The following is a 13729-nucleotide window of genomic DNA, read 5'->3' as shown; positions in this document are numbered from 1 at the left end:
TATGGCAAATAACATCAATCTCAAATATATAAGCTGCTTTTTAGAGGAAAGCTTTATAAATCAGGGAATGCATCCTGTGGTCGCCAGTTATCTTAATTTAGCAATAAACTTAGTAGCACTTGTACTTCTTTTAATTCTCGTAAATTATATTATTAGAAGATTTGTAATAGAATCTTTTAGAACATTCACCAATAAGACCAAGACAACTTTTGATGACTTCCTTATTAAAAGTAATTTCCCAAAATACGTAGGGCAGATCATACCAATCTTTATAATCTATGCTACCATCCCTTATATATTGGTAGATCATGTTTTTACTTTAAAAGGAGTATTATTTTTTACCAATGTTTATGTAATAATATTGATTGTTTGGATTTGTAGAAGTGTATTAAGAACTACCAAAAACTACCTACGTACTCAGGAATCTTTTAAAGACAAACCTATAGATAGCTATATACAGGTGTTAATGATCTTTATATGGGTGGTTGGTTTTATGTTCATTTTTTCTGAAGTTACCGGAGAATCTGTAATAAGTTTTGCAATATCTTTAGGGGCGGCATCTGCCATACTTTTATTGATTTTTAAAGATACTATTCTAGGGTTTGTAGCCTCTATTCAGGTTTCTGTGAATGATATTGTAAGAATTGGAGATTGGATAACCTTTAGCAAATATGGTGCAGATGGAACGGTTACAGAAATAAATCTAGCAACGGTAAGAGTTCAGAATTTCGATAATACTTTTACAACCATTCCAACGTATAGTATGATCTCAGATTCATTTCAGAATTGGAGAGGGATGCAAGAATCTCCAGGAAGAAGAATTAAAAGATCTATATTCATTAAACAAAACTCTGTAAAATTTATCACTCCAGAAGATTATGAAAAACTAAAGAAGATAAGTTTAATAGCACCTTATCTTGAGCATCGTCAAAAGGAAATAGACAAATACAACCGTACCAACAAAATAGATACTACGCTACCAATAAACGGAAGGAATCAAACCAACTTGGGAATCTTTAGAAAGTATGCAGATGCTTACCTTCATGATCATTCTGCAGTTCATAAAGAATTATATTTAATGGTGAGGCACCTAGCTCCTACCCCTCAGGGAATTCCCTTAGAGGTGCTTTGTTTCAGCAGAGATAAAAGATGGGAAAATTTTGAGTACATAGCAGCAGATATCTTTGATCATCTTATAGCAGCAGTACCCTATTTTGATCTTAAACTTTTTGAAGCACCTTCCGGAGATGATATACAGGATCTTGGTAAATTCATTAGTAATCTCAATAATTAGGATATAACTTATTTTAGCTATCTTCCACACTTTTTTAACCTAACCAATCTATCAATATGAAGTTTAAAAGATTTTTGCAAGCCTTTGGGATCTTGGCTATAGTGTTAACCTTAATCCCCATAGTTGCAGCTGACTTTTGGTGGATACGAATGTTTGATTTCCCTCACATTCAACTTACTATCTTAACCTTCGTTGCACTAGTATCTTACTTCATTAAGTTTGATGTGAAGTGGTGGGAAGACTATGTTTTTGTAACTATAATTTCTGCTTGTCTGGTTTATCAGATCATGAAGATCGCTCCTTACACAGCTTTTGCTCCTTTTGAAGTTGGAAATGCATCAGAAGATGCAGATAAGAATGATGAATTAAAATTCTATTCTGCTAATGTGCTTCAAAAAAACGCAAAATTTGATCTATTAAATGATGAGATCAAAAGAAAAGATCCGGATGTAATTTTATTGATGGAGACAGATAGCATTTGGATGAATCAAGTTGAAGATGCTGTATCTAAATACCCATACAGAGTTGAAGCACCAATAGATAATACATATGGTATGCTTTTATATTCTAAATTAGAGATGATAAATCCACAATTAAAATTTCTTGTAGATGATTCAATTCCCTCAATACATACTATTCTAAAATTAAGATCTGGGAAGCAGATTATGTTTCATGCTATTCACCCTACCCCTCCAATGCCTCAAGAAAATCCCTCTTCTGCAGATAGAGACGGAGAAATGATGCTTGTTGCAAAAATGGCAAGAGAAAGAAATCTTCCAACCCTTGTAGCAGGAGATTTTAATGATGTAGCGTGGTCTAGCACTTCTAGATTATTAAAGAATGCAGGGAGATTGTTGGATGTACGAGTGGGAAGAGGTTTTTATAATTCTTTTGATGCGGGTAGCTTCTTATTTAGATGGCCTTTAGATCACTTTATGGTTTCAGAAGAATTTAGAGTTGTAGCTATAAAAACAGGCGAAAATATCAAATCAGATCATTATCCATTTTTTATTACTTTGAGCTTAGAGACAGATCTGGCAGAGGAACAAAAACCAGAACCTCCAACAGAAGGTCAGCTAAAGCGAGCTAATGAGCAGATAAAAGATCTCCTAGAAGAAAAATCTAAGAAGGGAGAAAAACTGGGAGAATAATATTTTATAATTATATATTGCTCTACAGATCATAACCTTAGAAAATAATTAAGTCTTTTTGAAAATTAAGATCATGCAAGAAACCAAAACCGATAAAATAACAAATGTAGGTGAATCGTTTAATCACTTCTACGATCGCCTAATTGAACAATTACCAGGCATTGGTTTTGGACTTCTAATCATTATTCTTGGTGTTCTTATCGGTATGTGGGTTGGAGGATTTGCCAGACGTAGGATTTCGGCTCATACTCATGATCCTCTGATGAGTAAATTTCTAGGGAAAGTAATAAGATTACTACTTACTACTGTAGGAATTATGTTAGGACTTAGAGCCGCAGGATTAGGGGGAATAGCTACCGGTATTCTAACTGCTGCCGGGGCAAGTGCTTTAGTTCTTGGTTTTGCATTCAAAGATATTGGAGAAAATTTTATAGCAGGAGTAATTCTAGCCTTTAATAGACCATTTAATGTAAATGATACCGTAGAGATAGGAGCGAATTTTGGAAAAGTAAAAGCGATGGAATTTAGATATACCAAGCTAAAAACATTTGATGGAAAAGATGTTTATATACCAAATAGCGATGTACTCACAAAACCTGTAACCAACTACACTGAAGATGGTTTCTTTAGATGGGATTTTATCATCGGAATTGCTTATGAAGATAATATAACCGGGGCCAAAGAGGTTGTACTTAAAGCATTAAGAAATGAACCGAATGTTATTGAGGATGAGGAGCATGAAAATTTTGTGATAGAAGACAAATTAGATACCAGTACTGTAAATCTTAAAGTTTTCTTTTGGGTAGATACCAAAGATTTTAGAAGAACTGCCCTAATTACAAAAGGTAATGTGGTAAGAGCGGTAAAAGAAACCTTGGAAGATCATGGATATTACATGCCTGCAGATATACAGGAAATCAAGCTCTATGGTAAAGAAAATGATTTCCCTTTTACTATATCTGATAGAAATAAAGAGAATCTTCCTAAGAAATCTTAATCTTTCAATCTGTCTTTTACAAATTCAATTTTAGATTTTCCATGAGGTTTTGGTTTTCCAATTTCATCTAAACCAACCATAACTATATTTTCTATAGATATAATGGTCTCACGCGTCATTTTATTTCTGACTTCGCATTTTAATGTTAAAGAAGAAGATCCAAATTTTACTACATCAATACCAATTTCAATAATATCCCCTTGTGTAGCAGAGCTTATGAAATTGATCTCACTCATGTACTTCGTCACAACTTTTTGATTCTCTAACTGAATGATAGCGTAAAGCGCACATTCTTCATCTATCCATTCTAATAACCTGCCACCAAATAAGGAAGCATTTGGATTTAAATCTTCAGGCTTAATCCATTTTCTTGTATGAAATCTCATAAATTATAATTTCTATTTTTTTTTATAATAGGTATTAATCAATTCCTATAATCTAGAAAGCGCTGCATCTACTATTTCTGCATGATCGAACGCTAACTCGGGTAAATTTCTAATATCGAACCATCTTGCATTCATAGCATCATCTGCTCCGGCTACAATTTCTTCTTTATCTAGTAATCCCATAAACGCGATAGATATTGTCCTGCCTCTAGGGTCTCTGTCAATAGCTCCATAAGCCTCCATTTGGATAAGGTTAACGTTGGTAAGACCTGTTTCTTCTTCAAGTTCTCTAGCAGCAGCATTTACCAAAGTTTCATCTTCTTCCAAAAATCCTCCAGGCAATGCCCATTTTTCTTTAAAAGGCGAATTTTTTCTCTGAATTAGTAATAACTTCAGTGCTTTATCAATTTTATAAAAGATCACTGTATCTACAGTAATTGCGATGTTTTGCGGTCTCATATTAATTTACTAATAGCTATTAAAATAAACAGTTTTTCTGTTTACGAATTCACGAATTCCATCTGCAGATAATTCTCTTCCATATCCAGAGATCTTTGTTCCTCCAAATGGTAATCTAGGATCACTTTTTACAAGTTCATTTACAAAAACAGCACCATCATCAAACATAGGCACCAATCTTTTAGCTCTCTCAACATCTTCTGTGAAAATGGAAACTCCTAATCCAAAATCTGAATAATTTACTAAAGATACTGCTTCCTCATCATCCTTAAATGTAGTTATAGAAATAGCCGGCCCAAAAGTTTCCTCTTTAAATATTGGCATTTCTTTGTTAACATTAGAAATGATTGTCGGCTCAAAATAAGTTCCTTTTCTTTTACCTCCTAACACTATTTTAGCCCCTTGTTTTACTGAATCATTAACTTGTTTTTCTAGATCTTCTGCTAGATCTTCTCTAGACAATACACCTATAAAAGTATCTTCTTCTGAAGGATCTCCACTTTTTAATTCACTTACCTGCTCTTTAAATTTTTTGATGAAACTATCTGCAATATCCTCATGAACAATTAATCTTTTACCCGCTATACAGCTTTGTCCTGTATTTTGAAATCTCGCCTGTACGCAGGTCTTTACAGCTTCTTCAATATTCGCATCTTTAAAAATTACCAACGCATTACTTCCTCCCAGTTCTAGAACCGTTTTTTTAATTTCTTCTCCTGCAATTGAAGCCACAGAGCTACCTGCAGGTTTACTACCTGTTAAAGTTGCTGCCTTCACTCTTTTATCGCGTAGTATCCCTTCTACCTTTGAACTTGAAATTGGAAGATTTTGAAAACATCCTTTTGGGAATCCTGCACGTTCAAACACTTTTTGAATATTCTCTGCAGATTGCATAACATTACTGGCATGTTTCAATACCCCAATATTTCCTGCCATAAGTGCCGGAGCTGCAAATCTAAATACCTGCCAAAATGGATAATTCCATGGCATTACCGCTAACACTACTCCTATTGGTTCGTAAGAAACGTAACTAGTATCTGCATCTGTTTCAATAATCTCATTTTCCAAATGCTTCTCGGCATTTTCTGCATAATATTCACAAACCCATGCACATTTTTCAATTTCTGAAATAGATTGAGAAATAGGTTTCCCCATTTCCAAAGTGATCATCCTTGCATATTCCTGCTTATTCTCTTTCAACTCTGTAGCAGCTTTCATCATTAATTCAGATCTATGCTTATAGGATGTTTCTCGCCAAGTCTTAAAGGTATTATCTGCAAGATCTAAGGCCTTGTTAATATCAGCCTGATCAAATTCTTTTATCTGAGCTATTTCTTCTCCGTTGTATGGATTCTTAGAAGTTATCATAATTCAATTTTTAATTTTCTTAAAGATAAAAAGAAGCTCAGGATCCTTTAGTCCGATTAAGATGATTTTAACTGCACCATTAAATGTTTATAACTGGTTCACAATTTGTAGTAGTTGGCTGGATATCTCAAAAGATATTTAATTACATTTAAAAAACTCTAAAACTATGACACCACGAGATTTAGAATTACTAAAGGCAAGGCCAATTATTACATCTGCTAAAGTTTCAGATAACATGAGCCTGGAGGAACAATTTCAGAATAAAACTCTTAGACCCATAGCAAAACTTCAAAATGATTTACTCATAGAAGTCTTTAGAAACTATATTAAAAAGCATAAAAATGCGTTTCATAATTTTAGTATCGAAAAGAAATTTCTTTTTATAGAAAATGCTATTCAACGAGATATAAAATTCAGAAATAGCCTTAAGGGAATTATTATTGGCCAATTCACCATCGATGAATATTTAACTTATATAGAGAATTCTTCTGCTCTAAATAAACGAATGATGAATTTGGTAAAAGAAAGGATTCTTAGCAATATTCAGCTTTTAGAAAATCAGGTTTCTTACTAGCAATCCTAAGATAATAGTAATAGCAAAACTCATTAGTGTTCCTATGAGCACATATTCTGTTTGCTTTCTTGCTCCTGTTTCAGACTTTTCGCTAAACCTCAAAATAGATTTGGCCGCGATTAGAAATCCGATAGCAGAGAAATTATTGGTTAGAATAAAGGTTAAAACCAATATTCTTTCGAAAATACCTATATATCTTCCTGCAGCTTCTAGACTATTTTTTTGATGGGTGATCTCTATTTCAGATTGCCATATTTTTGTTGCCTTTCCAATCAAAAAACCGGTAGGAAAGATCACTATTAGATAAACGCTAATTATAGCTAAAATTGCTGTTGAATTTAAAACATATTGTATACCGGGAAGGATTTCATTAAAATTATTACTGATGTATAACCATGCTAACATTATCATGACAACGTGGAATAATTGATCTAATAAAAAATATTTTAGCGTATCTTCTTTTTGTGTTAATTTCCACCAGTCTATAAAATAGTGTGTAATTGTGATAAATAAACCTACATACCAAAATTGGATATTTTGAAGAAGAACCACGCTTAGGACCCCAGCGATTAAGGAGTGAATAATTAATAAATAAGATCTTTGTTTAAATTTTCTTTTATGAGTTATCCAGCTACCTGGCTGTAAAACAAAGTCGGTTAAAATATGGGCTATTAATAATTGCAATAAGATCATCATATTATTTTCTATTTACAAAACTTGTTTCTACCACATTTTTAAATCTTATTAATAAACCTTCTATTGCATCCCAACCCGCTGCCTTTTTACGCTGATTAACGGCAGACTGACTAATACCTATTGCTGTTGCTACTTCTCTTTCTTTGAGGTTTTTGAGCAAATAGTATACAACTTCTGCAGATGCTGTGCTCCACTTTTCGGTTAAAGTATCCATTAAATAGAAAGCTGTATTAAATTCCTCATTTATTTCTTCATATTCTGTTTTTATCATGGTTTTTCTGGAGTCATTATTCATTGTATCTAATGTTCTTCCAGAATATAAAAATGCCTGTCCATTAGATTCAGATATAGAATCTCTTTCAAAATCCAAAGTTCCTATTCCAATGGCCATTTTAAAATCTGCTATTTTCGAATAGCTTTTATTCTTTTTTGTCTTTTTTAGATGAATTTTGTTCACCGCAGTTTTTATTTGCATCATTATTTCCAATGCCGCTTCTGGCTGATTAATGATTCCCTGAAAACTATCGCCTCTATAAATATTAAAGCGTACGTTTTCTTTACCATATTGCGCAACAAGCTTCTCAAATTCTTCAGAGAGACTGTTTAATACGGTTTTCAAGATTTCCTCCTCATAATGAGTAGAATCTATTAAATCTGCTGTTAGAACTGCTATCATATTCAAATATAAGCTTTTTTATTAGTCTAAAAACTTATATTACATAATTATAAGTCTTCAAGCTTATAAAGATTTATTATAAGTTTATAGACTTATAATACGTATTAGGTAATATATCAATAATATTAAATATTTGTAAAAATTTCTTTCAGTTACTAAGGTATAACTACATTTAAAAAAACAACTGAAATGAAAATTAATAAGAAAGAATTATTTGAAACTTGTTTAGCCAAGATCAACGGTCAAATAGATAAATACAAATCAGAAATGGATAACATCAAAGAGTCTATGGTGGCTAATGATGTTCATACAGATTATGATGAAGAAGGAAGTAAAGGAGAATTGTTAGGTGACTTTGAAAAATACGCTAAGTATTTAGATAATGCACAAAGCATGAAATTGCAACTGAGTAAAGTTGATAGAGAACATTATTCAGAACATGTGAAATTTGGTAGTGTAGTAAAAACTCCTAAGCACTTATATTTTATAGCTGTAGCATTGGGAGAAGTAGTATTGCATGATACTAAGATAAATGTGATCTCTACTGAAGCTCCTATTTATAAGGAGCTAGAAAATAAAAAACAAGGAGATTCCTTTTCATGGAGAGATGAAGAGATTGAAATTGAAGAAGTTCATTAATTACTCCGGATACTCCACCCTTAAATGAAAAATATTCTTAAGCTTTTGCTTGAGAATTTTTTTTATGAGCTGAATTTCCTTAAATGTAATATCTGCATTTAAAAATTGAGCCTCTTCCATCTGTTTACTAATGATCTTTTCTACAAAATCATTAATCTTAACAGTGGTAGGCTCTTTTAAGCTTTTACTGGCAGCCTCTACACTATCACACATCATTAAAATAGCTGTTTCCTTGCTAAAAGGGATTGGACCGGGATATCTAAAATCTGCTGGAGAGGCATTTTCATTCAACTCCTTTTCTTTTATATAAAAATAATAGACCAATGTTGTACCGTGATGAGTTCTAATAAAATCTATTACTCTATCTGGCAGATTATTCTTTTTTGCAATTTCTACCCCATTAATAACATGATCAAAAATAATCTGAGCACTTTCTTTTGGAGAAAGCTCATCATGAGAATTCACAGAGGTAGATTGATTCTCTGAAAAATACGTGGGATTCTCCATTTTACCAATATCATGATAAAGAGCTCCTACCCTAACCAACATAGCATTAGCGCCAATTTCATTTGCAGCAGCTTCTGCAAGATTTGCCACGTTTAAAGAATGGTGAAAAGTACCTGGAGCTTTTTCTGAAAGTTCTTTTAATAATTTTGAATTAGTATCTGAAAGCTCTAAAAGAGACATATCTGAAACCAGACCAAATAATTTTTCATAGATATAGATGAGCGGTTGAACGAAAAGCGTTGCTAAACCTCCCAGAATAAACGTTAAGAACATTTCTGAATTCAATTCTAATACGTTTCCTTCCTGAATAACATTAAAAGCGAAATAAACAAGAATATATATAAAGGTGATCTGTCCTACAGAAATAAATAAATTCGCTCTTTTATATAGTTCAGAAACAGTTAAAATAGTAACTATTCCGGCAATGATTTGAAGGAACATATACTCATAACTATTTGGCACTATAAAGCCTAAAATAAGTACTGTAATTACATGAGAGAAAAGTCCTAGTCTTGAATCAAAAAATGCTTTTAGAGTTAAAGGCAGAATACATAGTGGAACTATATAGACATATTTAGGATCAAATTTTATTACCAATGTGGTAAGAAAGACCATCAATAAAATATTGAAAAATATAAAAGTTACTTTTACATTGTTCTCATAAATATCGTTTCTATATTTTCTAATGAACAAAAGCAACATTAATAAGGCAAGACACACCAATAAACTATAACCAAGTAAGATCCAGTTGTGGCTAGAGGTGCTCCATACTTGCGCTTCATATTCATTTTTTAAAGAATTAAGAATATCTAACTTCTCTCCTTCAACGATCTCACCTTTAGATATTATAATGGTACCTCTACTTATACTTCCTCTAGTATAAGAAATCGCTCTCAATTTACCATCCAATTCCTTCTGAGTTAAAGCTCCATCAAAACTTACGTTAGGCTTTACACTATTATAGAAAACCTCTAAAATCTCCGGCTGAAAACTTTTTAGATTTGTAGTATTTAATTCTGAAGTTACAAAAGATCTTATATCTTCTTGGGAGTAGATCTTATTATAATTTATTTCAAAGGCAACATTCCCTTTTCTAAGATACACTAGTACATCCTTTCCAGGTTTACGTGCATCTTTTAGAACACCATATTCGTATAGATCATCTAAACTTTTATTTACAAAAGAATGTATAGATAATCCACGTTTTCTTAAGACGCTATCCGGAAATATCTGATTGATCTGATTTGGTACTTCTGTCTTTACCTTTTCTACTACTCCTTCACTATATGTATAGTAAGGAATATTATTATTGATAATTTTATCTTTCTCCTTAATGATCTCATCTTCATTCTTTAAAATAGCAAAGTCAAAAGGAGCATATAGATTCTCATATTGCCAAGGTTTTCCCTTAGTAATTTCATACTTGAATTTTCCACCTTTAGGAAGCAAATAGATAATTAAAACTGCAGTAATAACAAACAAAAAGATCTTGTAGAATAAAGCTTGATGTCTATAGAAACTATTGATGAAGTTCTTCATTTAATTGGGTACTAATATTCAAATGTACTAAAAATTCATGGTGCTGTTAGAAGCCTTGGTTTGTTCTTTATAAAATCACTAAATTCGCAACTAGTGAAATAAAAATTTTGAATTATGAAAGAAGTTGTAATAGTAAGTGCTGCAAGAACTCCAATAGGTAGTTTCTTAGGAAGTTTATCTACAGTTCCTGCCACAAAATTAGGTTCTATAGCCATACAAGGCGCTTTAAATAAAATTAATTTGAAACCAGAATTGGTGGATGAAGTATTAATGGGTAATGTAGTACAGGCTGGTGTTGGACAGGCTCCTGCAAGACAAGCCGCTCTTGGTGCCGGTATACCAGATACAGTTCCTTGTACTACTGTTAATAAAGTTTGTGCAAGTGGAATGAAAGCAGTTATGCAGGGTGCACAAGCAATTATGTTGGGTGATGCTAATGTTGTAGTTGCAGGAGGTATGGAAAACATGAGTATGATCCCTCATTATCTTCATTTAAGAAACGGTCATAAATTTGGACCTGCTACTATGATTGATGGTCTTCAAAAAGACGGTCTTGTAGACGCTTATGACCATAATGCTATGGGTACCTGTGCAGATCTTTGCGCAACAGAACATAATTTCTCTAGAGAAGATCAAGATGCTTTTGCTATAAAATCTTATGAGCGTTCTGCAAAAGCTTGGAAAGAAGGTAAGTTTGATAATGAAGTAGTTCCTGTAGAAATTCCTCAAAGAAAGGGAGATCCAATAATCTTTAAGGAAGATGAAGAGTTTAAAAATGTAAAAATGGATAAGATCTCTTCTTTACGACCTGCATTCTCTAAAGATGGTACCGTTACAGCAGCAAATGCATCAACAATAAACGACGGTGCAGGAGCAGTAGTTCTAATGAGTCGTGAAAAAGCAGACGAACTTGGATTAAAAGTTTTGGCGAGCATTAAAAGTTTTGCTGATGCTGCTCACGAACCAAAATGGTTTACAACGGCACCTTCTAAAGCGTTACCAAAAGCCTTGGCTAAAGCTGGAATCTCTCAAGATGATGTAGATTTCTTCGAATTTAATGAAGCTTTCGCAGTAGTTGGCCTTGCTAACATGAAAATTCTAGGTCTTTCTGATGAGAACACTAATGTTAATGGAGGTGCTGTATCTTTAGGGCACCCACTAGGATGTTCAGGAGTAAGAATATTGATCACGCTTATGAATGTTCTAGAACAAAATAATGGTAAAATTGGTGCTGCAGCTATCTGTAATGGTGGCGGTGGAGCATCAGCAATTGTTATAGAAAGAGATTAAGTAATAAATTAATTGCAAGATTTAGTTAATGCAATACGGGATATGCAATCTAAGTATCGTGCCGGTTAGAATTCAACCGGCAGATACCTCTGAGATGGTTACTCAACTATTATACGGAGATTATTTTAAGGTTTTAGAGGCTCGAGGAAAATGGAGCAGAATTCGCATTGCTTTTGATGCTTATGAAGGCTGGGTAGATAATCGTCAATTTATGTTAGTTGATGAAGATATATATAGTAATCTCTCTCAGGTAGAAAATTCTTATTCTGCAGATCTTATCGATTTTATAACCGATAAAAAAGGAGCATTAACTTCTATCCCAATGGGATCTTCAATTGGAAGCGCTTCTTATTTAAATGATACTTTTGATGGAATATATCATCAGGGTAAAACAGATAAAAGCTATCTAATAGAAACTGCATTACTTTATCTCAACGCTCCATATCTGTGGGGTGGAAAAACACCTTTTGGTATAGATTGTAGTGGACTTACACAAATGGTCTACGCTCTAAATGGATATTCATTAAAAAGAGATTCTGCTCAACAAGCAACTCAAGGAGAAGCACTTAGTTTTATTGAAGAGAGCGAAGTTGGCGATCTGGCTTTTTTTGATGATAACGAAGGTAATATTACTCATGTAGGAATGATCATGAAAGATAATTATATAATACATGTAAACGGGAAGGTGAGAATAGATATGCTAGATCATTCCGGAATCTTTAATATTGATCTTAAGAGACATACCCATCAACTAAGGGTGATCAAGAAAATAATATAGTTTACTATCTTTAGCTGCTTTAACTTATCTATTTTAGCTGAAACGTAATAAACAAAAAAGGCTGCCAATTGGCAGCCTTTTTTGTTCCTATTTAGGAAATAATATTACTTCTCTAATTCAGCAATTCTAGCTTTCATAGCTTCTGCTTTGTCATTCTCACCTAATTGGTAATAAATGTTCATAGAAGTTCTTATTGCCTCTTTGTTTTCAGGATCATTTTCAATTACCTGAGCTAAATAAGGTAAAGCATCATTATAAACTTGTTTACGTTCTGCTGCAAGTTCATCGTATTTCTTAGTATCTGCCTTACTCATTCCAAGACCATTCATCTCCTCTACGATAGAACTCTCTTTCCCAAGAATAGCCGCTGCAATATTTAAACGCGCCTCAGACATTTTTGGATCCAATTCTAGAGCTTTTTTATAATAGTCAATCGCTGCTTGCGTATCTCCCATTTCATAAGCTGTAACTCCTAAGTTATAATAAAGCGTTGGATTTTTAGCATCTTTAGAAACTATGTCCTCCATGATCTCTTTATACTTAGCCTTATCTCCCATTTGATAATAAATGTTAGCTTCAGATTGAAGTAATGTAAGATCTCCAGGATTTGCAGCCTTGGCATCATTCATAGCTTCAATTGCTTTATCATTCTTACCTTCTTGAATATAGATAAGTGCAATGTTCTTAGCAATTTCTCCTGCTCTAGATTCTGTAGTACGATCTTCTGGTTTTATATAGCTTCCAGATTTGATCATAAGATCTCTTTGATTCTTGTTCATCATCTCCTCTTCACCGGTTTCCTTATTTACAGCGAAATATTGAGTTTCTACTCCGGTATATTTAAGGTCTTTAAGCTGAGAGTAATAATCTAAAGCCGTATCATAATTTTTAGCATTAATAGCGTTAGAAGCTGCAAAATATAAGTATAAAGTATCCTTAGTATTTATTTGATATCCAGCATAAAGCTTCTTTGAAGCCTCTTCAAACTTTTGCTCATTTTGATCATTGATAGCACTTTGTACTAAAGAATTGGTAACTGCAGCTAAACCGTCTGCCGCCTCTGCGCTACCCATTTCCTGCGCTTGCTTAAATGCTTCAGATGCAGTCATTAAATCTTCTAGAGCAATATTTTCTCCAGTTCCTAAATAAGCCTGACCTTTAAATAAGTAAAAGTCTGCTTTGTAACTATCTTTAGCTTCAGATAACATTGGTTTTGCCTGATCTAAAAAAGATTTAGCTTCTGAATAGTTACCTTTTTCTACTGCCTTACCGGCATCTTTAATTTCCTTTTTTTGTGCTATAGCAACTATCGAAGCAAATGACAGGGCTACTGATAAAAGATTGGTTTTCATTCGTATTGTTTTTTATTAGGTTT

General features: G+C 33.1%; 14 protein-coding genes. 7 read left to right on the top strand and 7 right to left on the bottom strand.

The features are described from left to right. The first annotated feature begins 1 nt into the window (after position 1). From P163_RS13975 to P163_RS13965, 3 genes are all read left to right on the top strand, one after another. On the top strand, positions 2-1294 hold the full coding sequence (locus P163_RS13975; RefSeq protein WP_034892515.1) for a mechanosensitive ion channel family protein: 1293 nt from the start codon (positions 2-4) through the stop codon (positions 1292-1294). A 56-nt stretch (positions 1295-1350) separates the two neighbouring features. Then, the gene (locus P163_RS13970) at positions 1351-2445 is read left to right on the top strand and encodes an endonuclease/exonuclease/phosphatase family protein (protein WP_034892512.1); all 1095 of its coding nucleotides are present in this window, start codon (positions 1351-1353) and stop codon (positions 2443-2445) included. A 73-nt stretch (positions 2446-2518) separates the two neighbouring features. Next, positions 2519-3442, top strand: coding sequence for a mechanosensitive ion channel family protein (locus P163_RS13965; RefSeq protein WP_034892510.1), 924 nt, complete (start codon positions 2519-2521; stop codon positions 3440-3442). On the opposite strand, the gene P163_RS13960 is transcribed toward P163_RS13965, so the two are convergent. Genes P163_RS13960 through P163_RS13950 form a run of 3 tightly spaced genes read right to left on the bottom strand, consistent with a single transcriptional unit; the run spans position 3439 to position 5655 of the window. Beyond that, positions 3439-3828 (bottom strand): acyl-CoA thioesterase, encoded by a 390-nt coding sequence (locus tag P163_RS13960; RefSeq protein WP_034892507.1) that lies wholly within the window; start codon positions 3826-3828, stop codon positions 3439-3441. The two genes, P163_RS13965 and P163_RS13960, sit on opposite strands and share 4 nt — an antisense overlap. Positions 3829-3873: 45 nt before the next feature. Continuing rightward, the gene (locus P163_RS13955) at positions 3874-4287 is read right to left on the bottom strand and encodes an NUDIX domain-containing protein (RefSeq protein ID WP_034892504.1); all 414 of its coding nucleotides are present in this window, start codon (positions 4285-4287) and stop codon (positions 3874-3876) included. Between the two features lie 9 nt (positions 4288-4296). Continuing rightward, positions 4297-5655, bottom strand: coding sequence for an NAD-dependent succinate-semialdehyde dehydrogenase (locus P163_RS13950; RefSeq protein WP_034892501.1), 1359 nt, complete (start codon positions 5653-5655; stop codon positions 4297-4299). A gap of 166 nt (positions 5656-5821) precedes the next feature. On the opposite strand from P163_RS13950, the gene P163_RS13945 reads away from it, so the two are divergent. Further along, positions 5822-6229 carry a hypothetical protein gene (locus P163_RS13945; RefSeq protein ID WP_034892498.1) on the top strand — a complete coding sequence of 136 codons (408 nt, stop codon included), beginning with the start codon at positions 5822-5824 and terminating at the stop codon, positions 6227-6229. Here the strand turns inward: P163_RS13945 and P163_RS13940 are convergent. After that, a complete protein-coding gene (locus tag P163_RS13940; protein WP_034892495.1) occupies positions 6206-6925 on the bottom strand; it encodes a DUF3307 domain-containing protein in 720 nt (239 codons plus the stop codon). The genes P163_RS13945 and P163_RS13940 overlap by 24 nt on opposite strands. A 1-nt stretch (position 6926) precedes the next feature. Next, the gene (locus P163_RS13935; protein WP_034892492.1) at positions 6927-7601 is read right to left on the bottom strand and encodes a SatD family protein; all 675 of its coding nucleotides are present in this window, start codon (positions 7599-7601) and stop codon (positions 6927-6929) included. Positions 7602-7790: 189 nt separating this feature from the next. Between P163_RS13935 and P163_RS13930 the strand changes: the two genes are divergently transcribed. After that, complete coding sequence (locus P163_RS13930) at positions 7791-8240, top strand: hypothetical protein (RefSeq protein ID WP_034892489.1); 450 nt, start codon at positions 7791-7793, stop codon at positions 8238-8240. Here the strand turns inward: P163_RS13930 and P163_RS13925 are convergent, their stop codons facing one another. Further along, on the bottom strand, positions 8241-10286 hold the full coding sequence (locus tag P163_RS13925) for an HD family phosphohydrolase (protein ID WP_034892485.1): 2046 nt from the start codon (positions 10284-10286) through the stop codon (positions 8241-8243). It abuts the gene before it with no gap. Positions 10287-10397: 111 nt separating this feature from the next. Between P163_RS13925 and P163_RS13920 the strand changes: the two genes are divergently transcribed. Both P163_RS13920 and P163_RS13915 read left to right on the top strand, forming a co-directional pair. Further along, positions 10398-11576 carry an acetyl-CoA C-acyltransferase gene (locus P163_RS13920; RefSeq protein WP_034892482.1) on the top strand — a complete coding sequence of 393 codons (1179 nt, stop codon included), beginning with the start codon at positions 10398-10400 and terminating at the stop codon, positions 11574-11576. A gap of 28 nt (positions 11577-11604) precedes the next feature. Beyond that, on the top strand, positions 11605-12354 hold the full coding sequence (locus tag P163_RS13915) for a C40 family peptidase (protein ID WP_034892479.1): 750 nt from the start codon (positions 11605-11607) through the stop codon (positions 12352-12354). 104 nt (positions 12355-12458) lie between these two features. Here P163_RS13915 and P163_RS13910 read toward each other — a convergent pair whose 3' ends face one another. Next, positions 12459-13706 (bottom strand): tetratricopeptide repeat protein, encoded by a 1248-nt coding sequence (locus P163_RS13910; RefSeq protein ID WP_034892476.1) that lies wholly within the window; start codon positions 13704-13706, stop codon positions 12459-12461. Positions 13707-13729 lie beyond the last annotated feature (23 nt).

The sequence above is a fragment of the Gillisia sp. Hel_I_29 genome, from assembly GCF_000744275.1.
Taxonomy (GTDB): domain Bacteria; phylum Bacteroidota; class Bacteroidia; order Flavobacteriales; family Flavobacteriaceae; genus Gillisia.
Note: the sequence above shows the minus strand (reverse complement) of the source record. Positions and strands in the feature narration are given on the sequence as shown.

Coding starts and splice junctions, on each gene's coding strand:
- P163_RS13950 (WP_034892501.1), bottom strand. CDS start 5,655: ATGATAACTTCTAAGAATCCATACAACGGAGAAGAAATAGCTCAGATA.
- P163_RS13960 (WP_034892507.1), bottom strand. CDS start 3,828: ATGAGATTTCATACAAGAAAATGGATTAAGCCTGAAGATTTAAATCCA.
- P163_RS13925 (WP_034892485.1), bottom strand. CDS start 10,286: ATGAAGAACTTCATCAATAGTTTCTATAGACATCAAGCTTTATTCTAC.
- P163_RS13955 (WP_034892504.1), bottom strand. CDS start 4,287: ATGAGACCGCAAAACATCGCAATTACTGTAGATACAGTGATCTTTTAT.
- P163_RS13940 (WP_034892495.1), bottom strand. CDS start 6,925: ATGATGATCTTATTGCAATTATTAATAGCCCATATTTTAACCGACTTT.
- P163_RS13965 (WP_034892510.1), top strand. CDS start 2,519: ATGCAAGAAACCAAAACCGATAAAATAACAAATGTAGGTGAATCGTTT.
- P163_RS13915 (WP_034892479.1), top strand. CDS start 11,605: ATGCAATACGGGATATGCAATCTAAGTATCGTGCCGGTTAGAATTCAA.
- P163_RS13970 (WP_034892512.1), top strand. CDS start 1,351: ATGAAGTTTAAAAGATTTTTGCAAGCCTTTGGGATCTTGGCTATAGTG.
- P163_RS13945 (WP_034892498.1), top strand. CDS start 5,822: ATGACACCACGAGATTTAGAATTACTAAAGGCAAGGCCAATTATTACA.
- P163_RS13930 (WP_034892489.1), top strand. CDS start 7,791: ATGAAAATTAATAAGAAAGAATTATTTGAAACTTGTTTAGCCAAGATC.
- P163_RS13935 (WP_034892492.1), bottom strand. CDS start 7,601: ATGATAGCAGTTCTAACAGCAGATTTAATAGATTCTACTCATTATGAG.
- P163_RS13910 (WP_034892476.1), bottom strand. CDS start 13,706: ATGAAAACCAATCTTTTATCAGTAGCCCTGTCATTTGCTTCGATAGTT.
- P163_RS13975 (WP_034892515.1), top strand. CDS start 2: ATGGCAAATAACATCAATCTCAAATATATAAGCTGCTTTTTAGAGGAA.